Annotated in this window: 25 protein-coding genes; 17 read left to right on the top strand and 8 right to left on the bottom strand. The window is 51.9% G+C overall.

What is annotated here, in order from left to right; translation table 11 throughout:
- Window positions 1-10 precede the first annotated feature (10 nt).
- Window positions 11-1,231: a PfkB family carbohydrate kinase gene (locus FN082_RS19495; protein WP_142982183.1), complete on the bottom strand. Its 1,221-nt coding sequence runs from the start codon at window positions 1,229-1,231 to the stop codon at window positions 11-13.
- A gap of 432 nt (window positions 1,232-1,663) precedes the next feature.
- On the opposite strand from FN082_RS19495, the gene FN082_RS19490 reads away from it, so the two are divergent.
- A complete protein-coding gene (locus FN082_RS19490; RefSeq protein ID WP_139539816.1) occupies window positions 1,664-2,500 on the top strand; it encodes an alpha/beta fold hydrolase in 837 nt (278 codons plus the stop codon).
- 45 nt (window positions 2,501-2,545) lie between these two features.
- Here FN082_RS19490 and FN082_RS19485 read toward each other — a convergent pair whose 3' ends face one another.
- The gene (locus FN082_RS19485; protein ID WP_139539815.1) at window positions 2,546-2,770 is read right to left on the bottom strand and encodes a YdcH family protein; all 225 of its coding nucleotides are present in this window, start codon (window positions 2,768-2,770) and stop codon (window positions 2,546-2,548) included.
- Window positions 2,771-2,906: 136 nt separating this feature from the next.
- Between FN082_RS19485 and FN082_RS19480 the strand changes: the two genes are divergently transcribed.
- Window positions 2,907-3,803 carry an oxidoreductase gene (locus tag FN082_RS19480; RefSeq protein WP_139539814.1) on the top strand — a complete coding sequence of 299 codons (897 nt, stop codon included), beginning with the start codon at window positions 2,907-2,909 and terminating at the stop codon, window positions 3,801-3,803.
- Between the two features lie 78 nt (window positions 3,804-3,881).
- Here the strand turns inward: FN082_RS19480 and FN082_RS19475 are convergent, their stop codons facing one another.
- A complete protein-coding gene (locus FN082_RS19475) occupies window positions 3,882-4,130 on the bottom strand; it encodes a hypothetical protein (protein ID WP_142982182.1) in 249 nt (82 codons plus the stop codon).
- A 360-nt stretch (window positions 4,131-4,490) separates the two neighbouring features.
- Here FN082_RS19475 and FN082_RS19470 point away from each other — a divergent pair, with 360 nt between their 5' ends.
- The 7 genes from FN082_RS19470 to FN082_RS19440 are packed head-to-tail and all read left to right on the top strand — an operon-like array spanning window position 4,491 to window position 9,807.
- Complete coding sequence (locus FN082_RS19470; protein ID WP_142982181.1) at window positions 4,491-5,462, top strand: phosphotriesterase family protein; 972 nt, start codon at window positions 4,491-4,493, stop codon at window positions 5,460-5,462.
- Between the two features lie 11 nt (window positions 5,463-5,473).
- Window positions 5,474-6,235 (top strand): creatininase family protein, encoded by a 762-nt coding sequence (locus FN082_RS19465; RefSeq protein WP_142982180.1) that lies wholly within the window; start codon window positions 5,474-5,476, stop codon window positions 6,233-6,235.
- The gene (locus tag FN082_RS19460) at window positions 6,207-6,641 is read left to right on the top strand and encodes a PTS sugar transporter subunit IIA (protein WP_139539810.1); all 435 of its coding nucleotides are present in this window, start codon (window positions 6,207-6,209) and stop codon (window positions 6,639-6,641) included. Before FN082_RS19465 ends, FN082_RS19460 begins: the two co-directional genes overlap by 29 nt.
- 45 nt (window positions 6,642-6,686) lie before the next feature.
- A complete protein-coding gene (locus tag FN082_RS19455; RefSeq protein WP_142982179.1) occupies window positions 6,687-6,974 on the top strand; it encodes a PTS sugar transporter subunit IIB in 288 nt (95 codons plus the stop codon).
- The gene (locus FN082_RS19450; protein ID WP_142461798.1) at window positions 6,971-8,281 is read left to right on the top strand and encodes a PTS ascorbate transporter subunit IIC; all 1,311 of its coding nucleotides are present in this window, start codon (window positions 6,971-6,973) and stop codon (window positions 8,279-8,281) included. The genes FN082_RS19455 and FN082_RS19450 overlap by 4 nt, the downstream gene beginning before the upstream one ends.
- 16 nt (window positions 8,282-8,297) lie before the next feature.
- On the top strand, window positions 8,298-9,038 hold the full coding sequence (locus FN082_RS19445) for a sugar isomerase domain-containing protein (RefSeq protein ID WP_142465984.1): 741 nt from the start codon (window positions 8,298-8,300) through the stop codon (window positions 9,036-9,038).
- A 13-nt stretch (window positions 9,039-9,051) separates the two neighbouring features.
- Window positions 9,052-9,807 carry a GntR family transcriptional regulator gene (locus FN082_RS19440; RefSeq protein WP_142982178.1) on the top strand — a complete coding sequence of 252 codons (756 nt, stop codon included), beginning with the start codon at window positions 9,052-9,054 and terminating at the stop codon, window positions 9,805-9,807.
- On the opposite strand, the gene FN082_RS19435 is transcribed toward FN082_RS19440, so the two are convergent.
- From FN082_RS19435 to FN082_RS19420, 4 genes are read right to left on the bottom strand one after another with little or no spacing between them, the layout of a single operon-like run.
- On the bottom strand, window positions 9,804-10,010 hold the full coding sequence (locus FN082_RS19435) for a helix-turn-helix domain-containing protein (protein WP_139539805.1): 207 nt from the start codon (window positions 10,008-10,010) through the stop codon (window positions 9,804-9,806). The genes FN082_RS19440 and FN082_RS19435 overlap by 4 nt on opposite strands.
- A 2-nt stretch (window positions 10,011-10,012) precedes the next feature.
- On the bottom strand, window positions 10,013-10,546 hold the full coding sequence (locus tag FN082_RS19430; RefSeq protein ID WP_142982177.1) for a DUF2975 domain-containing protein: 534 nt from the start codon (window positions 10,544-10,546) through the stop codon (window positions 10,013-10,015).
- A gap of 27 nt (window positions 10,547-10,573) precedes the next feature.
- Window positions 10,574-10,918: a hypothetical protein gene (locus FN082_RS19425; protein WP_139539803.1), complete on the bottom strand. Its 345-nt coding sequence runs from the start codon at window positions 10,916-10,918 to the stop codon at window positions 10,574-10,576.
- Complete coding sequence (locus FN082_RS19420; RefSeq protein WP_139539802.1) at window positions 10,915-12,018, bottom strand: serine hydrolase domain-containing protein; 1,104 nt, start codon at window positions 12,016-12,018, stop codon at window positions 10,915-10,917. Before FN082_RS19420 ends, FN082_RS19425 begins: the two co-directional genes overlap by 4 nt.
- 237 nt (window positions 12,019-12,255) lie before the next feature.
- Between FN082_RS19420 and FN082_RS19415 the strand changes: the two genes are divergently transcribed.
- From FN082_RS19415 to map, 3 genes are all read left to right on the top strand, one after another.
- Window positions 12,256-12,558 (top strand): putative quinol monooxygenase, encoded by a 303-nt coding sequence (locus tag FN082_RS19415; protein WP_139539801.1) that lies wholly within the window; start codon window positions 12,256-12,258, stop codon window positions 12,556-12,558.
- Between the two features lie 242 nt (window positions 12,559-12,800).
- Complete coding sequence (locus FN082_RS19410) at window positions 12,801-13,019, top strand: ParD-like family protein (protein ID WP_004102160.1); 219 nt, start codon at window positions 12,801-12,803, stop codon at window positions 13,017-13,019.
- A complete protein-coding gene (map, locus tag FN082_RS19405) occupies window positions 13,000-13,779 on the top strand; it encodes a type I methionyl aminopeptidase (protein WP_139539800.1) in 780 nt (259 codons plus the stop codon). The genes FN082_RS19410 and map overlap by 20 nt, the downstream gene beginning before the upstream one ends.
- A gap of 59 nt (window positions 13,780-13,838) precedes the next feature.
- Here map and FN082_RS19400 read toward each other — a convergent pair whose 3' ends face one another.
- Entirely contained in the window at window positions 13,839-15,161 is a 1,323-nt protein-coding gene (locus FN082_RS19400; RefSeq protein WP_142982176.1) for an NAD(P)/FAD-dependent oxidoreductase, read from the bottom strand.
- A 307-nt stretch (window positions 15,162-15,468) separates the two neighbouring features.
- On the opposite strand from FN082_RS19400, the gene FN082_RS19395 reads away from it, so the two are divergent.
- The 5 genes from FN082_RS19395 to FN082_RS19375 all read left to right on the top strand — a co-directional run bounded on the left by FN082_RS19395 (window position 15,469) and on the right by FN082_RS19375 (window position 20,554).
- Window positions 15,469-16,368 (top strand): polysaccharide deacetylase family protein, encoded by a 900-nt coding sequence (locus FN082_RS19395; protein ID WP_139539798.1) that lies wholly within the window; start codon window positions 15,469-15,471, stop codon window positions 16,366-16,368.
- A 69-nt stretch (window positions 16,369-16,437) separates the two neighbouring features.
- Window positions 16,438-16,842, top strand: coding sequence for a nuclear transport factor 2 family protein (locus tag FN082_RS19390; RefSeq protein WP_142465981.1), 405 nt, complete (start codon window positions 16,438-16,440; stop codon window positions 16,840-16,842).
- A 64-nt stretch (window positions 16,843-16,906) separates the two neighbouring features.
- Complete coding sequence (locus FN082_RS19385) at window positions 16,907-18,490, top strand: ABC transporter substrate-binding protein (RefSeq protein WP_142982277.1); 1,584 nt, start codon at window positions 16,907-16,909, stop codon at window positions 18,488-18,490.
- 123 nt (window positions 18,491-18,613) lie between these two features.
- Entirely contained in the window at window positions 18,614-19,576 is a 963-nt protein-coding gene (locus tag FN082_RS19380; protein ID WP_142465980.1) for an ABC transporter permease, read from the top strand.
- A 9-nt stretch (window positions 19,577-19,585) separates the two neighbouring features.
- Window positions 19,586-20,554 (top strand): ABC transporter permease, encoded by a 969-nt coding sequence (locus FN082_RS19375; RefSeq protein ID WP_142465979.1) that lies wholly within the window; start codon window positions 19,586-19,588, stop codon window positions 20,552-20,554.
- The last annotated feature ends 8 nt before the right edge of the window (window positions 20,555-20,562 follow it).

Here is a 20,562-nt window from a genome sequence, read left to right as displayed (position 1 = left end):
AATAGATTCCTTATTTTTTCATTTCCGAAATTGACTGGCGATACTGAGTTGTATTAATTCGATGCAGAACGGCCTGGTTATCCGGCATGTCCGAAGCATTTGGGGTTTCGACAGCCAGTGATGCAAAGGCGGATGCGTAGATCAGCGCGTTTTCCAGAGAACGCCCCCTGGCAAGTTCAGATGCCAGAGCACCGTTGAACGCATCACCGGCACCAGCGGTGTTCCTCACAACCGCTGGGAATGCGGGAGAGAAAATGAACCTCCTGCCGTCAAAAGCAACGGAACCTTTCTTACCTAAGGTAATCACGACGTTTTTAACCCCCATGCGGTGAATTGCCTGTGCTGCGGCCATCGCTGAGTCGGCATCGATGACCTGAGTATCTGTCAGCAATCCGGCCTCAGTTTCATTTGGTGTGAGATAATCAAGGCCATCAAGAAATTGATGAATAGATGCGCTGTAAGGCGCGGGGTTAATAATCACCGGAACCTCGTTATCTTGGGCGATGTTAATTATCTGTTGTAGTGCATCAACATTGGTTTCCAGCTGTAGAAGAATAATGTTTGCGTGAACAATAGCGTCTTTTTGCAGTAAAACCTCATCGTGGCTGATGGTCATATTAGCGCCGAGAAATATAGCTATCATATTTTCCCCAGTTGTTTCATCGACATAAATTGTCGCTGTGCCTGTTTGTACTTCGGAGGATTTATAAACAATCGGATTTTTTATTGATGAAGCATTAATAAATGAACTGGCATATTCACTGAAATGGTCTGAGCCAATTTTAGTAATGAAACTTACGTTAGCATCAGCGTAGCTGGATGCCAGCGCCTGATTACAACCTTTTCCTCCGGGAGAAAACATTAATTTATCGGAAAGTAGCGATTCTCCAGCATTGGGCAGTCTTGGCAAATAGCTGATGATATCAACATTAAATGAACCGAGAACACATACGTTGTTTTTCATAACAGGAGAGCCTCTTTTTACCACGCCGTATGAATCCCCTGATTCAAGAACGTGAATAATTTCATTTCTGGTGACGCAATCAAGTGAATTTATATCTATCCAGGCGCCACCATGACAGCGATTAAGTAAACCTTTTTTGCAAAGCTCGTTAAGATCGGATCTAATGGTTTCTTTTGTTACCTGCAAATAATCTGCAAGTGCTGTAACACGAACAAAACCATCGGCACTGATCAATTTCATTATTATATGATGGCGTTGTGTTTTCATACGTCACCTCACTGAATACAACTGTAATACTCCTGTATTTTGACGGTGTGATAGTAGCCATAAACTTGTTGGCAAAACCAAAAAAAAACAAAAATTGGGTAAAGAATTCTCTGTTTATGTCGGTAGATATATCCAGGATTGGCGTGTCTGTTAGCGATGTTGGCTGAGCTGATAATATGTTTTGCAGCTGTGATGATATTTTTTGTTGAGCTGATTCTTATGGAAAATGGATTCATTATCACACCATAACGGCATTTCTTCGTTCAGGGGCAAAACCTGCATTGCCAAAAATCATCTACACTTCTTCAGCCAGAGTCATTTTCAACCCTAACGAGACACGATCGTTATCAGACAGAGCATCCAGCCTTTACACCCGACTAACTGCAGGCATCAGGCCCGCAGCCTTGTTTTCTCAATAGAGGAGTTTGTAACATGGCATTTGTGACAACCAAAGACGGCGTCAATATCTTCTTTAAAGACTGGGGTCCGAAAGAGGCGCAGCCTGTTGTTTTTCATCACGGCTGGCCTTTAAGCGCCGATGATTGGGATAATCAGATGCTGTTTTTCCTGGCTGAAGGCTTCCGGGTGATTGCGATTGACCGACGTGGTCACGGTCGTTCAGACCAGGTGAGTGAAGGCCACGATATGGATCATTATGCCGCAGATGCTTCGGCGGTGGCGGAACATCTGGATCTGCATAACGCTGTGCATATTGGGCATTCCACCGGTGGCGGTCAGGTCGCGCGCTACGTTGCACAGTACGGTCAGCCGCAGGGGCGGGTTGCCAAAGCAGTGCTTATCAGCGCCGTTCCGCCGCTGATGGTCAAAACGGAAAGCAATCCCGGCGGTACGCCGATTGAAGTCTTCGATGGTTTCCGCAAGGCGCTGGCGGCCAATCGCTCACAGTTCTATCTCGACGTGGCGTCTGGCCCGTTTTATGGTTTTAACCGTGATGGCGCGGAAGTGTCGCAGGGCACCATTCAGAACTGGTGGCGGCAGGGCATGACCGGCAGCGCAAAGGCGCACTATGATGGCATCAAGGCTTTTTCTGAAACCGACCAGACCGAGGATTTAAAAGCGATCACGCTACCGGTGCTGGTGATGCAGGGCGATGACGACCAGGTTGTTCCTTACCAAAACGCTGCAATTTTACAAGATAAGCTACTGCCGAATAGTCAGCTAAAAATTTACCCCGGCTATCCGCACGGCATGCACACCTCACATGCCGAGGTGATTAATGCCGATTTGCTGGCGTTTATTCGATCGTAACTGAGAAATCAGAAAGGCCGCCAGATGGCGGCCTTTAACAACGCGTCAGGCCTGGTTAAGGTTTTCATGTTGGAGGATTTTGAGCATTTCATCCTTCAACAGAAGTTTTTCTTTCTTCATATGTACTAGCTCGAGACTGTATCCTTTGCCATCGACTCCTTCTATGCGGGAAATGTCGTGATCGAGTGCGTTATGTTTTTCGAATAGCGACTGAAAGCGCGGGTGCGTGGTTTTCAATCGAGAAATCAACTCTCTGTATTCTGGAAACATGTACCTTCCTTGTTGATGGAGAAAAAGTGTGTACGGTGACACACACATTCAGATTACCCATACGAATAAAATGGTAATGCGAACACCGTCGCGTTTATGTTAATACCCGTGAAATCTCAGAGGCCGGGAGGCACAGATGACCGTTGAGGAACCCACCATTGCGCTGATTGGTCCTGGCGCAATTGGCACGACTATCGCCGCCGCGCTGCACGAAGTTGGCCGCACGCCTCTGGTATGCGGTCGCCGTGCGCACTCACAGTTGTCGCTGCGTTTTGATGGCGGAAATATTGTTGTCCCGGGGCCGGTTGTCACGGATCCGGCATCAATCGTCGCGCCATTATTTGATCTCGTTTTTGTGGCGGTCAAAACGACGCAAGTTGCGGCTATTGCGCCATGGTTGCGGGCGCTGTGTCACGAAAAAACGGTAGTTTGCGTACTGCAAAATGGTATTGAACAGAAAGCGCTGTTCGCGGACCACATCGCGAATGCGGTTGTGCTGCCATCGGTTGTCTGGTTTCCGGCGCAGCGCGAATCTGAAGCGTCCGTCTGGTTGCGGGCGAAACCGCGCCTGACGCTGCCTGATGTGCCGGGGGCCGAGCGGGTGCGGCACGCGCTACGAGACACGCGCTGCGAGGTGGATATAAGCGCCGACTTTAACTCCGTCGCGTGGCGTAAACTGCTGCAAAATGCGGTCGCGGGTTTGATGGTGCTGACAGGAAGACGGGCAGGGATGTTCGCCCGCGAAGATATCACGGTGCTTGCCCTTGCGTATCTACAAGAGTGTCTGACGGTTGCTCGCGCCGCTGGTGCCAGCCTGGACGATGGCGTACCGCAGGAGATCATCGCCGGTTTTCATCGTGCGCCCTCGGACTTAAGCACTTCCATACTCACAGATCGCGAAGCGGGATTGCCGCTTGAATGGGATATTCGCAACGGTGTCGTTCAGCGATATGGCCGGATTCACCATATTCCTACGCCGTTGAGCGACGTGATTGTACCGCTGCTGGCCGCCGCCAGCGACGGACCGGGCTAAGGGAGAGCGATCGGTCCGGATAGCCGGGCCGGTCGTTATCTGTGTTGATAAACCATCGATATAATTATTGCCAGGTCCTTAGAGAGATTCCGCCAGCCGGTCTACGACCACGTTTCCGCTATTATCGAACTGGGTAATGCGATAATTCACGCAATATGAGCGTCGGGTGGTAAATTGATTGAATAACGTCACACGGCCTTTTTTATCGCCATTTTTATTGACAATAATCCATTCAGTGACGTCCGCTGGATTAGCTTTTTCGCTGCTGGCCATTCGCTGTTCGACCAGGCGATCTTCTTTTTCTACCATCAAAAAATCACGTAACATTTGGTTATCTCCGCTCATCATTATTTTTAACAATACTCCTTTTATCGATTCATTCAATTAAACATTTTAATCAATATTATTAATTATTAGTCTGGAATTTATTTCCCTTTATGATAATTATCTTATTGTTTTATATAGTTAAATTTTTATTTCCGTCTGCGGGGTGAGCGTGTTTCTCCATGAGGAATGGTTTTTTACTGTAATAACCCTTCCTGTGACACTGTCACTTAACGAGTATATTTCGACCAACCTCACAGATAAGAATTTTATATGATTGATGCGAACTTGATCACTTGACTGGTCAAGTGGCGTTCACCTATGTTGAAAACACCTTCTTATCCGTTCCGGGGAGCAAGAAACATGGGGATCATTCGTACCTTAAACGGCGATATTGCTGCTAATCAGCTGGGCATAACCTACAGCCACGACCATATCTACTGTATTCCGCCATATTGGGCGGAGCGTCAGGATGATGACCTTTTGCTGGACGACCCGCAGGCTTCCGAGCGTGAATTAAGTGATTTCCGTCTGGCTGGTGGCAACGCTATCTACGACGCCACCGCCCCGGATTACGGCCGCCATGCGGCAACCGTCGCCGAAATGGCCCAGCGGCAGCAACTGCACATTATCGCCACCGCCGGTTTTAACAAAGGTTTTCTGTGGAGCAGTCAGCGTCCGGGCCTGAGGCAAACTTTTACCGAATGGATTGAAAATTCGGAGATTGATGAACTGGTTGAACACGTTTGCCGCGAGGTAACCGAGGGAATAGAGGGTACTCCGTATCGGGCTGGCGTCGTGAAGTGTGGCACGGGTTACAACACTATTTCTCCCCTGGAACAAAAAACCATAGAGGTTATTGTTCGCGCCCAGCAGCGTACTGGAGCGCCGATGCACAGCCATACCGAGATGGGGACGATGGGATTAGAACAGGCACAGATCTTTAAAAAGTTGGGGCTTGATTTGTCCCGTTTATGTTTTGCCCATATGGATCGCAATCCCGATCCATGGTTGCACCGTCAGATCGCCAACACCGGGGCGTTTCTCTCGTTTGACGGCATCAGCCGCATCAAATATCACGCTGAACACATCCGCACCCAGGCCATTCTGGCGTTATGCCAGCGGGGTTACCAAAAACAAATCTTAATCGGCGGTGATTTTGCCCGTAAATCGATGAGCGCGCATTACGGTAAAGGAGGATTGGGACTGAAGTTTATCCTTAGCGACTGGCGGCCAAGATTCGTCGAAGAGGCGCGGGAGGCCGGGTTTGACGGCGAAGCGTTACTGCATGATTTCTTTGTCGAAAATCCGGCGCGTTACTTCGCTTTTGGTTAAGGAGAGGTGCAATGAAGCTGCACCATTTAAATGAACGTGAAGCCCGGCTGGCACTGCAGAAGGCGCAGATTGCCTTGCTGCCGCTGGGTGCGGTCGAGCCACACGGCGATCATCTGCCGCTGGATACCGACAACCTGCTGGCCGAGCGCTTTTGCGCACTGCTTGATGAACAGTTAGGTGAGTGCGCGCTGAGCCTGCCCGTTATTTCTTACAGCCAGGTGTGGTCGCTGCGTGGGCACGCGGGGGCCATTGATATCGGCAATGAACAACTGACGTCGCTGCTGGTGTCGCTGGCGGAGAACATGGCCAGCTACGGCATTATTACAACGGCAGTGATCAACGCGCATTACGGCAATTTTGACGCCATTAAAGCGGCGTCCCGACAGTTAAAAGAGAAAGATATCACGCTGCTCAGCTACAGCTGGGCGGGTATGGAGCAGGAGGTGCAAAAGCGGCAAACCTCGGCGGTGGCTTATCCCGGCTATATGCATGCTGACGAAGTTGAAACTTCACTGATGCTGGCACTGGCCCCGGAGTTTGTGACCATGGCGAACGCCCGCGCGCACTATCCCGTTTTCCCACAGAATTTTCGCTATCAGCCAATACGCTGGACCGAGTTTTCTGATTACGCCGTGCTGGGCGATCCCACCAGGGCCTGCGAAGAGAAAGGTCGCGCCTTCGTTCAGCAGGCGCTGGAGACCACCCTGGCCTCTATTCGCCACCACTTAACGCAAGGAGCCGCCTATGATCGAAAGTCAATCGATAAACGTTGATTGCCCGGCCAGCAGCCCGGAGGAGGCAATCCGCGCAGCGGGGGACGCGCTCTGCCGCGCAGGAGCCTGTAGCCCGCAATACGTTCAGGCCATGGTTGATAGCTACCGTGAGCTTGGCCCCTATTTTGTCATTGCGCCAGGGCTGGCGCTGCCTCACGCCCGCCCCGAACAGGGGGCCATTAAGGCGCAAATCAGCCTAATCCGGCTGCACGAGCCGCTGGCGTTTGGTCATACGGAAAACGACCCGGTGCAGGTGGTGCTGGGGCTTTCGGCAACCAGCAGCGATGCGCACATCCATCTTATCCAGCATATCGTCAGCGTGCTGAGCGATGAACATAACCTGCATACCCTGATGCATTCTCACGATCCTGAACAACTTTATCAGCTGTTAGCCAGCGCGTCGTAGGCTGCTCGCAGCGTTTGTAGCTTAATTAACACGGAGTGAATAGCGATGAAAATTCTGACAGTCTGTGGTTTAGGTATGGGCTCAAGCCTGATTTTAAAAATGAACGTCGAAACGGTGTTAAAACAGCACGGTATTCAGGCCTCCGTTGAACATATGGATGTTTCTTCAGCCGCATCGGCTAATGCCGATGTGGTGATCACCAATGCCGAACTGGTTGACAATCTAAAACACCTGTCCTGCCCGGTGGTGGTGGTGAACAATTATATCGACAACGCTGAAATAATCAGGGCATTGACGCAGGCCAATATTCTGCCACCGGGAGCGTCGTCATGAGTGAATTTCTTGGCGTGCTGCGCTGGATAACCATCAATATATTTGGTGAGGCGTCGATTTTAATTGGCCTGATTGTCTTGCTGGGCCTGGTGCTGCAAAAGAAATCCTTAGCAGACATTGTTTCCGGCACCCTGAAAGGCATTCTTGGCTTTCTGATTATCGGTGCGGGAGCGGGGATTATCGTTTCCGCGCTGCTCATCTTTCAGCCTATCTGGACCGAAGTCTTCGGCCTCAGTTCAATGAACCTGACTAATATTATCGGTCAGGCGCGCTTTAGCGAACGTTACGGAAGCAGCGTGACGATCGCGATTGCCGGGGGATTCGCCATCAACCTGCTGCTGGCCCGGCTGACGCGCTTTAAATACATCTATCTGACCGGACACATGATGTTCTGGACAACGATGATTTTTGCCGGGGTGATGGTGAATACCGAACCCGGCATCTCAGCGGTGCAGTTGACGCTGATGCTGACGGTCATTATGGGTCTGTACTGGACCTTACAACCCGCACTGGTCCAGCCGTGGGTACGCAAAATTACCGGTAACGACAACGTGGCGCTGGGGCATACGTCGGCTTCCGTCGCTCTGCTGGGGGCGATTTTCGGGCAGATATTCGCCCGTAATAAAATCAGCTCCGAAGATATCAAAGTCCCGAAAAAACTCGGTTTTCTGCGCGATTCCAACGTAGTGACCGCGTTAACTATGGCGCTACTGTTCTTTATTGGCACCTTTATTTTGCAGATAAAAGGCACGGCGAAGGCGGCTGAAATTCTCGCGCAATCGGGGGATCTGAGCTTTTATATTTACGCGCTCAAACAGTCGCTGATGTTTACCGGCGGCATCGCCGTGGTACTGCTTGGCGTGCGGATGTTTATTGGTGAAATGGTACCGGCGTTTAACGGCATTGGTTCGCGGCTGGTTCCCGGCGCAAAGCCCGCCCTGGACTGTCCGATTCTGTTTAACTTTGCACCAAACGCGGTGGTGCTGGGATTTGTCGGCGCGTTTGTTGGTTCACTGCTGTGGTTGACCCTGATTGGCCGCTATACCGGCTACGTGTTTATTCCCAGCATGATTGTGATTTTCTTCCACGCCGGAACGGCAGGCGTTTTCGGCAACATTACCGGCGGCTATAAAGGTGCGCTGCTGGCGGGATTTATTACCTCGACGGTAGTTGCATGGGGGCAGTATTTCTGTGTCACCGGTTTTATCAACAACACCATTCCCGATACCGCATTGTGGGCCGGCGACAGCGATATGTTCGTGCTCGCACCGTTCATTCACCTTTTGACCCGCTTGCTGACGTTCTGATATCAGGAGGAAGTCTATGAGTCAGGCACTGAAACAGTACTACGGGCAGATCCGCCAGAAGCTGGCTTTTCTTGAGCAGCGCCCCGATTCGTTAACGCAGGCAGCGGAAATCATGGCCCAAAGCATTATGGCGCAGCGTAACATCTTCGTTTTTGGCGCCAGCCATGCCGGGATCCTTGCGGAGGAGATGAGCTATCGGGCAGGCGGTCTGGCCATTATCAATCCGCTTTTTACCCCCGCGCTGATGCTTAACGTCCGGCCATTAACGCTGACCAGCGCGGTGGAGAATGTGGAAAATCTGGGGCGAGTGCTGGTTGAGCAGTCGCCGCTGCGCGCGGGTGATACGCTGTTGATTCACTCAGTCTCCGGGCGAAACGCGATTACGATTGATGTCGCGCTGGCGGCGAAAGCCTGTGGGGCAAAGGTTATTGCTATTACCAGCCTCGCAACGGCGGCGCGGGTGACGTCGCGCCACTCCAGCGGCAAGTTGCTGGTCGATATTGCCGACATCACCATCGATAACCACTGCGAATATGGCGATGCAGCCGTTAGCCTTCCGGGCCTGGCGCAAAAAGCCGCGCCGCTCTCCACCATTATGGGCGCGGCTATTGCTAACAGCCTGGTGCTACTTATTTGTGAAATCATGCTGGAAAATGAGCGCACGCCGCCCATTCTTGCCAGCGCAAACATAGACGGCAATCAGGCGATAAATCAGGATATACTGAGCGCATACAGGAGCCAGATACACTACCTCTGAGTGGAGCACAAGTATGTTTGAGTCGGATGGACTCCCTCTCTATTTAAGGATAAAAGACGTTATCCTGCAGCGGATCCTCTCTTTTACCTATGACGATAAACTTCCCGGTGAGCTGCTGCTCGCCGGGGAGTTCAAGGTTGCGCGCGGCACTATTAAGCAGGCGATTGATTCGCTGGCCAGCATCGGCATGGTGTATCGGGAGCAGGGTAAAGGGACCTTTATTAACCGCGATGCGTTGCAGAAATACTACACCGACCTCCCTGACGTACTGACCACCTTTGATGGACCTGGTACGGTTGAGGTGGAAGTACTGTCGCTAATTTCGACGATGGCCGATCGCCAGGTGGCGGAGCAGATGGGGTTGGATTTAGGCAGCCAGCTGATGCGCCTGGAGCGGCTGTTGGTGCAGGGGGAGCGGCCGGTTGGCCACGTACTGACCTGGCTAAATGGCCGTATTTATAATGATTTGAGCCACGTTGACGGCAGCCGGTCGCTGTATAAGCAGCTGCGGGAAACCTTCGGCTACTCGCCGGCCAACGCCACGGAGCGCTATACGCCGGTTTGCTGCGATACCCGCACGGCGGGGTTATTAAATATTGAACCCGGTCGCCCTCTGTTTCGTATTGAACGTGTCGCCCGCGATCTGGATGACGTGGCGCTTGAATACAGCGTCACACATACCCTGGATGCCAGCCTGTCGCTACAAATAGCGACCAGCCAGAGCAGCGTGAGCCAACAGTGGAACTGTATGATTGATAAGGGGCGTTAATCCGCCTCCCAGGCGAGAATATCGCCTGGCTGACACTCCAGCGCCTGGCAAATTTTTGCCAGCGTATCAAAACGAATACCTTTCACCTTTCCCGATTTGAGCAACGATAGGTTCTGCTCGGTGATCCCGATATAGGCCGCCAGCGCCCTGGACGTCATTTTTCTATCCACCAGCAATTTGTCCAGATTAACCACCACCGCCATAGTCAGATGAACTCCTTATTCTCATTTTCCGCTCTGATCCCTTCGAGCATGGAGTGAAACGTCACAAATAACAAGCCGCCCGTCAGCAGCAGCACAAAATCGCTAAGCAAAAGAATGATCTGGGCATAGGGATGCGGCCAGAAATAAACCAGCGGGACCAGAAAGCGAAACAGCGGCAGCAAAACGCCCATTCCCAGCATCGCCAGCGCTATTTTACGTACTCTGAGCGCGAGGTCGAGGCTCAGAATGGTGCGTTTTCTGACGTACCGGGTCACGCAGATCCCTTGCCAGATGGCCCAGGCGAAAAGCCCTGCGGGTAAATAAAGGAGAGCCAGCAGTATCAGCAGCTTAAAAGTAGGGACCGACAGGCCATTTTCGTTACCGAGCGGAACCTCGGCAAATTTAAGCATATTAGCGAGGAAGAACGACTCGCCGGTAAAATAGATCCACACTGGCGTAATTAATGCCAGGATTAAAAATAGCGGTAATATCCCGGTCATTAAGAACAGACTGAGTTTGTTGCGAGCGCTTTTCACCTTAAACCTTCCTGAACAATGAAATGATTACAGAACCAGGATACCTAAGCATGACATAAGTATCAGAGAGAAGACAACGTTCAGACCCGTCGCTCCACGCGTCGGGATACTAAACCACGGTCGCTGCCAGACGTTAAAGAGACTGATGGCAATGAATGACGCCTGCACCGTCCAGGTCAGCATCCGGAACAGATATCCAATTTTGCTCAGATTATCGATAGTCTGTAATGATTCGGCGATATAAATAGCAATGAACGCGATGATAACATAATTAATAAAACGTATTTTTCGCTGCGCAATCCAGTTTCCGGAAATAAAAATTACCATCGACAGTAGCGTTAACAGGGCCCACAGCATATCAATCCAGTTCATCGTTTTTCCTTAACGGATGATACCGTGGAAAGCAGTAATTTTATTGCCGGAGCAATCACTGACCATGCGGTATCGGAGAGGATCACGACGGCGGTTTTATGCTCGGGGTCGAAGGCCATTACCGCTGCATAACCGGCGGATTGACCGTCGTGCCAGACAATATCCCGCCCTCTGACATGAGTGGTAAACCACGAATAGCCGACCCGTGAGTCAGGATCGTCGGTTGCAAACCTCGGGATCATCCCCTGGCTTCCTGCCAGCTTTCCGGCCATTAGCGCCTGGGCGTATTTGACCATATCAGCGATGGTCGAACGTACTCCGCCTGCAGGGGAGAAAGCGTTTAAAAACCATGGCGCTTCGTGCAAACCTGCGGCCGACCAGCCCGGCGCAAATGCCGCGTCAGGCGGCGTATTCTCTTGCGCCACAAACGAGCGGGTCATCGCCAGCGGCGCAAACAGACGCTGCTCAAGCAGTGCGGCGAACGGCTGGTGTGAGACGCGTTCCAGCGCCAGCCCCAGCAGGGCAAAACCGGAGTTTGAGTAATCAAACATTTTGACCGTTGGCATCTGCGTGCGGTTAACCATCTCTATTAACTCTGCCTGACCGTAGTTCCACGGATTTTCTCGTCTCACGATGGCTGTAAGCATGGCGATTTTCTGCGTTAATGAGAGGGAGAGCGAAGGCAGGCCGGAGCGGTGCGATACCAGTTCCTGTAAGGTGATATTTCGCGCAGGACCGACAATTTCTGGCACCAGGTCGCCGACCCGCGTCGATGCTGTGACCTCCCTGCGCTGGATGGCATCGTTAAGAATGCTGGCGGTCATTGTTTTGGACAGGCTTCCAATCTCAAATTGCCGGGCATAATCATTACCCCAAATTCCATAGCGAACGCCTTCAGGTGTAATAAGGGCCGCGGCGATATTACCGTGCGCGCCTTTGAGCAACGGTGTTAAAAAGGCAACCAGTGCCTTGTCCCCGGTGACCTGCTTAGTCGGGGTTTTGAATCCAGGCTGCAGGTAAATTCCGACCGCAATCATCGCGACAAAAGCCATGCCTGCGCACAGAATTTGCCTGTCTTTGCGATATCGATACCCGATCATATTTTCTCCTTAATGTTGTTCATGACGTGACGTTCCTGGAAATGGTGTAGCGGAAAGTGTGCGCAGATTACCCTGGTGTTTATTGTTTTACAATAAACATTTATTGTTTAATGATTAACTGTATGTGGTAGGGGTAAATGGGGGTGAATACGGTGCCGTGTGGAAAATCTAAGTTACCTTTGCCAAAAATCTCTTTACGCCATAGTGTACAAATTCTTCTTTTTCATGGAGGTTGGAATGTTAAAAGTCATCGCCGAAGATTTTATAAAACCTGAGGATATTGAGGCTGTTATGCCTTTATACCGCGAGTTAATAGCGTCCACTAAAAAGGAACCTCTTTGTATCGCTTATGATCTGTATATTGATGAAAAAGATCCGGGTCATTTCATTTTTATCGAAGAGTGGCCGGATCGTGCGGCGCTTGATCTGCATTGTGCAAGTGAACATTTCAGGCGACTTGTGCCGTTAATAGATCACCATAAGCGTAAAGATGCTCAATACATACTGATGAGTTGCCAGGTAAGCGAGGTGAGTTCGTGAAATTAAGAAGGAACGGTTCTCAGTGTTGAGATTTGCAGTTATCAGAAAGTATTTGAGTCGAATTATATCCAGGTCAGGGTTAAGGAAGAAACTTCTGCTACAGGCCTGATGATAACGTCACTCGAGCGAATGATTTTAATATTGATCGCACGGGCTTCAAAAAACATGGGTTACCAAAGTTGCCCGCTTCATCGCGGTGGCGTAATATACGATACATATATAAATCGTTACGGTACGTATAAATGGGTATTGTGAAAATTTCTGACCTGCTGCATGACGACATCCGTGATGCCAGTAAGGCGATGTCGCGTTCGGTCAACGCGCAAGCGGAGTACTGGATCCGCCTTGGGATGATGAGTGAGCTCTATCCCGAGCTTAATCATCAGCAAATTAAGCTGATGATGCTGAAGTCTGGTTCTGACCGTTTACTGGAGGTAATCAATGCTATCAATTCCCATTAAAACGGCAGACGAACTTGCCAGACAGCGCCATGCTGGCGAACTGCTGGCTTCGGTTTTCGACATGCTGGACAGCTTTATTGAACCCGGCGTCACCACCATGGCTATCAATAACCGGGTTGAGGATTTTATCGTCAACGAGCTGCATTCACGGCCTGCCAGTAAAGGTCAGTACGATTTTCCGTATGTGCTGAATACCTCGATCAATGAAGTGGTTTGCCACGGCATGCCAAAAGAAAGCGAGCATCTGAAATCCGGCATGATCGTTAACGTCGATATTACGCTGGAAAAAGAGGGCCTGATTGCCGACTCCAGCAAAATGTATCTGATTGGCGAGGTTTCCCCGCTGGCCCGTCGGCTGGTCAAGAAAACCTACGAAGCGATGTGGAAGGGCATTAAGGTCGTTAAACCAGGAGCAACGCTCGGCGATATTGGCCATGCCATCCAGTCTTACGTCGAAGGTAACGGCTACAGCGTGGTCAGGGAGTACTGCGGCCACGGCGTCGGTATAGAGATGCACGAAGATCCTCAGGTGCTGCACTACGGTAAACCCGGCACCGGTGCCGTACTTAAAGAAGGGATGGTATTTACCATTGAACCGATGGTGAATCAGGGCGATAGCCGGATAAAAACCAAAAAAGACGGCTGGACGGTGGTCACCCGCGATAAAAAGCTGTCGGCGCAGTGGGAACATACTATTGCTGTCACCGCGCAAGGTTTTGAAGTCTTGACGCTGCGTAAAGGTGAAACGATCCCGGACTAAGCCTGACAACAGGTTTCAATCCTGCCGACTGAAACCTGTTTAACTCCCGCCAACGGCGACTACATCGCCGTTTCTTTACGCCCCATATAGCGCTCCTTCCACAATGCACCCGCCACGCCGATATCGAGGAACGGGGAGGGCGGCATAAAGTTTGCCTGCCCCAGCGACTGCATCGCCGCAATCAGCGGGTTGTCCTGCCCGAGAGCCAGATCGGCAAGCAGCGTCCCGGCGATGGTTTGTTTTGACACCCCGGCACCGTTACAGCCTCCGGCAGTCCACACCTGCGGCGCAAGTCGCCCCCAGACCGGCGCACCGTTGCGGGTGACGCTGATAGTCCCGGACCAGGTCCGTTCCAGCGGCACATCCTGCAACTGCGGATACGCATTGTGGAACAGCGTTAGATGCTGCCGCGCGGCGTTGGCGGTTTGTCCCGCAGTGATGACGCCCCGCAGCGCCGGATCGACATGCTGGCGGATCAGAAAACGATGATCTCGGGTATAGCGCAGCGTGGCCCCGGCGATGGCATTCACCGGCGTCAGTCCCCAGCTTTCCATGGCGGGCAGGCGCTGGCGCTGTTCAGCTGTAAGCGGGGCGGTGATGCTGGCATAGGTCGCCATTGACGCCTGGCGACTTATCACTGGAGAGAGTTCACGAGAAAGCGCATTAGTCGCCAGCATAATCTGCCTGGCCTGAATCGTTCCCTGTAGGGTTGTCACCCTGATGCCGCCGTTTTCGTTGTGAATAGCCAGCGCTGGCGTCTGATGATAAACCGTGACGTTTTCCGGGAGATGGCGCGCGAGGCCCGCAATCAGTTTTGCCGGATTTACCAGAATACAGCTATGGGTATAGATGCCTTTACTGTAGAGCCGGGTTCCCAGCTTCTGATACAGCTCTTCGCTATTCAACAGGCTGTAGGGTTCCTGCATAAGCTGAAGGTTATCCACGTATTCCTGCATAATGGCTTCGCTGGATGGGTCAATCTGGCAGTGATATTTGCCAACGTTTTCCCACTCACACTCAATCTGCTGTGCGGTCACCGTTTCTTCTAACAGGCGGATCCCTTCCTGGAGCAGGGCGCGATAGTCCTGCGCTTTTTTCAGCTCGGCGGTAGAGCTACCGATATTATGCGGCAGGCCGATGACAAACCCTGAATTTCGGGCAGAGGAGCTGGTCGCCGCAGATTCGGCGTCAATAAGCACAATTTTCAGCTGCGGGTTGAGGCTGGCTAACCGGCGGGCAAAGCTCACGCCAGCATAGCCGGAGCCGATAACGACCCAATCAGCGTTGATATCACCGCTCAGCTGCGGTTGTATTTGGTGGTCAATCTCATTAAGCGGCCATCCCACCTGATTTTGATTGAAAGGGATTGATGCAAATTTCACGGTTATTCTCCCTGTGGCAAAAACACCTGCATGGCAGATGTGAATAAGCTCGCCGGACTTCGTTTTGTTGGTCTGGATATCGAGTCGGCAAGTACAGCATGCTGCCAGGACATTCCCTGAATAATCAATATTCTGAATGATAATCACCTAAGCAACAATTTTGCAGAATAACAAGGAACAGTCAAAATAACACCTCTTACCATATGGATATAAATTCATCTTGCGTCGATAATTATTGCTAGCAATGATGCTATCTTGGTATGGATGTTGCTGTTGACAGGTACCCCCCTGAACAAGAGGCGTTACCATGCCAACACCCGATATCATCTGGGAACTTGACTATCATCAGCGTTTCCCCTGGCGTTCTGCCGCCGATACACCCGCGATGACCTGGCCAGAAGGCAAGCGGCTGGCACTGTATGTGGCCATCAACCTTGAGCACTTTGCGTTCGGCTGCCAGGAGGGGGCAAAGCTCTCTCAGGCGGCAAACCGGCTCGATATTCTTAACTACAGCTGGCGGGATTATGGCAACCGGGTCGGTGCCTGGCACCTGGCGGACCTGTTTGATGAATTGGCGATCCCGCCTGCGGTTATCAGCAATACGGCAATCCTCGATTACTGTCCGGACTTGCTGGAACGCTGGCTGTCGCTATCTGATAGCGAACTGATTGCCCATGGTCACACCAACTCCCAGCGCCAGGGCGACCTTGCCCCGGCGGATGAAGAGCGCCTGATTGGCTACTGTCAGCAGCGGCTAAGTAAATTCCAGGGAAAACCCGTCACCGGTTGGCTCTCTCCCTGGATTTCTGAAAGCCCGCAAACCCCTGATTTCCTGCATCGGCAGGGATTTCGCTATAACCTGAACTGGGCGCATGATGACCTGCCTACACCGATGCAAACTGCCAGCGGTACCTTGCTCTCGGTACCTTATCCGCAAGAAATCAACGATATTCCAACCATTATTCCCAATGGTGTCTCCATCGAGACATTCTGCCAGATGATTGAAGATCAATTCAGCGAACTCCACCAGCGTAGTTGCCAGCAGCCGCAGGTGATGGGCATTGCGCTGCATCCTTATATCGTCGGCCAACCATTTCGTTTTTATCACCTTAAGCAGACCCTGGCGCGTCTGGTTGCGCAGTGCGATGACGTCTGGCTCACCACGCCGGGGGAAATCGCCGAGCACTATCTCACCCAGGCGTCATAACGAAGCAGAGTCTGCACCGTAAACAGACTTATTGAACCGAAGCAGTGCACTTAATTGAGGAGAAGTACGATGACAACCATACATGAACAGGCCGTCGCGATTGTAAAAGCGTTCCTTGAGGCCTCAATGGCGCCGGACCCCGATCGTGCCGCCGCGCTGATGGCTGAAAACGTCCAGATAACGTTTACCGGCAAGCGGCGTATGGCCCGCGTCCACGAGGTGACGGCGTTTAATGCCGCCCGCTATCGCTGGGTCAAAAAGCAGCCCGGCGACTTCGAATGGATGGCTAAAGGCGACGATCATACGGTGATTTATTGCACCGGCACGCTCTATGGCTGCTGGCCGGACGGCCGCGAGTTTGAAGGTAATCGCTACCTTGACCGTTATGAGGTAAAGGGCGGGAAGATAACCATGATGGACGTCTGGAACGACAGCGCCGAATGGATCCTTGAGCATGAGTCGAAGCAAAAATAGACAACATGGCATTGTTATTGCAATTGCTAGCAATGTTATTAGCAAACAATTCGAGTGGTGAATGATGAAAAAATTAGTGTTATCGCTGCTGGTAGGAAGCATGGTCGGGCTAATGTGTCAGCAGGCAAGTGCGGAAAATGTGGTTCGTTGGGCGACCGATGCCGATATCCCGACGCTGGATCCAGATGCGTATGCCTCGACCAAGGCGTTGACCTTCCAGAATCATATTTATGAAGCGCTGGTGCAGCGCGATGATAATCTGCAAATTCAGCCCTGGCTGGCGACCAGCTGGCAGCAGACCGGCGATACGACGATTCGTTTTAAGCTGCGTGAGGGCGTCAAATTTCACAACGGCAACGATTTTACCGCCGACGATGTCGTGGCCTCGGTGGCCAGGGTGACCGATCCTGCCTCGGGCATCCGTGCCAACGCCTCGACGATTAAAGACGCGGTGGCCATCGATAAATATACCGTTGATATTCATCTGGTGAAGAAAACCGGTATTGCGCTGAATGAGCTGACCGGCGTAATGATCATGGATAAAGAGTGGCTGACCGAGCATAACGCCCTCAAACCGACGGATATCAGCCAGGGGACAGAAGGCTACGCCACCAACAACACCAACGGCACCGGGCCATTTATTCTGCAAAGCCGCCAGCGTGATACGCAAATGGTGTTGGTACGCAACCCGAACTGGTGGAATGCGGCCCACGGCGGCAATATCGATAAGATTGTGTTTAAGCCGGTGACATCTGACGCTACACGCCTGTCAGGACTGCTGGCAGGAGAATACGATCTGGTAACGTCGGTGCCGCTGCAAGATATTCCGCGCCTGCAGAGTAATCCAAAGATCAATATGCAGATCAGCCCGTCGCTGCGGGTGGATTATTTAAGTCTGAATATGCGCGACAAGCTTAACGCTAAAAATGAGAAGGCCGAAAACCCGCTGAAAGATTTGCGCGTGCGCCAGGCGTTGCTGATGGCTATCAATCGCGAGGCGATTACCCAGAAGGTGATGCGCGGCCTGACGAAGCCAACCAACAACTATCTGGCGCCGGATATTCCGGGTTACAACGCGGCAAGCAGCCCGGATATTGCCTACGATCCGCAAAAGGCAAAGGCGTTGCTGGCCGAAGCGGGCTACCCAAACGGCTTTAATCTGGCCTTTGATTGCCCGGAAGGCACCTATATTAATGCGGCGCAATGGTGCCAGGCGGTACAAAGCTTCTGGGCCAAAATTGGCGTCAAAACCAACCTAAACGTGCATCCGGCCAGCGTCTATGACCCGATCCTGGTAAACGGTCGCACAGATGTTGGCGTACTGGGTTGGGCCAACCTGCCGATCATGGACCCTTACAGCGTGGCGGTGCAGCTACTGCATACCAACGACGGTAAAAACTTAGGCACTTTTAATATTCCGCGCTACAGCAATAGTGAAGCCGATAAGCTTATCGACCAGTCGGTGGGTGAACTCGATAATACGAAGCGTATTGCTTTACTCAGCCAGGCGGTGGCAATTGCCAATAAAGACCTGCCGTTCCTGCCGATGCATTTTGAACCGGTGGTGTGGGCGATGAGTAAAAATCTACAATTAAAACAGACGCCAGATAACGTACAGCGACTTTGGTACGGTAACGTTACGCCATAATTAATTGTCTGCGGAATATTCATTGTTGGGGGATAAATATCCTTGGGCTACCCCGTACAGGTAATAGGGTGATATTGCTCCCCATTTATTCGCGCAGACCATTATTTTAATTCGGAGGCAATAATGTTGTTTTTATTGCGTAAGCTATTTCAGGCGGCGATGTTACTAGCCGGTGTCGCGCTGATCTCTTTTATTCTGTTTCAGTATCTTGGCGACCCGGTGGCGAATATGCTACCGGAAAGCGCCACGGAAGTGGAACGAATGCAGCTACGGGCCAGTCTGGGGTTAAATGACCCGGTATTTGTGCAGTTTTTACATTATATTTCCCGTTTGCTGCACGGTAATTTCGGCATCTCTTATTACAACCAGGTATCAGTATTTCAGCTCATTATGGAACGCCTGCCGGCAACCCTGGAGCTGGTGTTTGTCGCGGTGGTCATTTCGCTGGTGGTAGGTTTTCCGCTGGGCGTCTGGGTTGCCATCACGCGCAACAAAATCCTGCGCGAGGGGGTGCAGATCCTCTCGCTGATTGGCGTCTCACTGCCGTGGTTCCTGATAGGCATTATGCTGATTATCGTCTTTTCAGTCTGGCTGGGCTGGTTCCCCTCCAGCGGTCGCGGCGAAACCGTTAAAATGGGCTTCTGGTCGAGCGGCCTGCTGACCGCATCCGGCTGGCGCTCGATTGTGCTGCCGTCGCTGTCGCTGGCGCTGTCAATGATTACCATCATTATGCGTCTGGTGCGCACGGAAATGCTGGAAGTGATGAAAGCCGATTACATTAAATTCGCCCGCGCACGCGGCATTGAAAATTACCGCATCTGGTTTCGTCATGCCCTGCGTAATGCATTATTGCCGGTAGTCACGGTCATTGGTTTACAAATTGGTGGGCTGATCGCCTTTGCAATTGTTATTGAGACCGTTTTTCAATGGCCGGGAATGGGGTTGCTGTTAATTCAGTCCATTAATTACGTTGATGTCCCGGTGCTGTCCGGCTATCTGTTATTTATCGCCCTGATATTTATTGTGATCAATACCATCGTCGATCTGCTGTATTACCTGATCGACCCACGTATGCGCGCGCAATAAGGAGCTTCGATGCAACCTCATCATTATTCAGATACGGCAGCGGGGCGAAAATTTAGCACCCGCCTGGCGGCGCGCTGGCGCTCTTTTCTTGATAGCGATTTTTTATGGTTATTCTGGCAAAGCAAAAGCGCGGTAGTCGCCTTTACCTGCTGTTCGCTGATATTACTGTGCTCTTTATTCAGCCATTGGATCGCGCCGCACAATGTTTTTGATACCGCCGGTTTCGACTTAATGGACTCAGAATTACCGCCTGCATGGATGAACGGCGGCGAACCACGCTTCTGGCTGGGCACCGATGTGCAGGGGCGGGATATTCTCTCGTTGATGCTGTACGGCCTGAATATCTCGCTGATTATCGGGGGCCTGAGCGTGCTGGCCTCCGTGGCTCTCGGCGTCGCGCTTGGAGTTCTCAGCGGCTACTTCGGCGGCGTGGTGGATACGCTGATTATGCGTTTTGCCGATGCCATGCTCAGTATTCCCACCATTATGTTCACCCTGCTGGTCAGCGGCGTCGCGCGCGTCGCCATCCCGAAAGAGTATATCGGCCATTTTGCCCCGGCTATCCTGATTGGCGCGATTGCCCTGACCGGCTGGATGCAATACGCTCGCACGGTGCGCGGCCTGACCTTGCTGGAGAAAGGGCGGGAATACGTGATGGCGTCGCAAATCAGCGGCGGCAGCCACCTGCATATCATGCTGGCGCACATTGTCCCTAACGTCATGCGCCCGGTACTGGTGATGGCGACGCTGCACCTTGGTGTCGCCATTCTTACCGAAGCCACCATGTCCTTTCTCGGCGTCGGCATGCCGCCGGACCAGCCTTCGCTCGGCACGCTTATCAACGAAGGCAACCAGTATCTCTTTTCCGGGCAGTGGTGGATTGTGCTGTTTCCCGCCACCCTGTTGGTCATTCTTTCGCTGGCGTTTAACGTGCTGGGCGACTGGCTGCTCAACGCCCTCAACCCTAAGCTGCGCTAAGAGGAACG

It is taken from the genome of Klebsiella spallanzanii, from assembly GCF_902158555.1.
Lineage (GTDB): Bacteria > Pseudomonadota > Gammaproteobacteria > Enterobacterales > Enterobacteriaceae > Klebsiella > Klebsiella spallanzanii.
The sequence above is the reverse complement of the archived record's forward strand: the minus strand, read 5'-3'. Positions and strand labels throughout refer to the sequence as shown.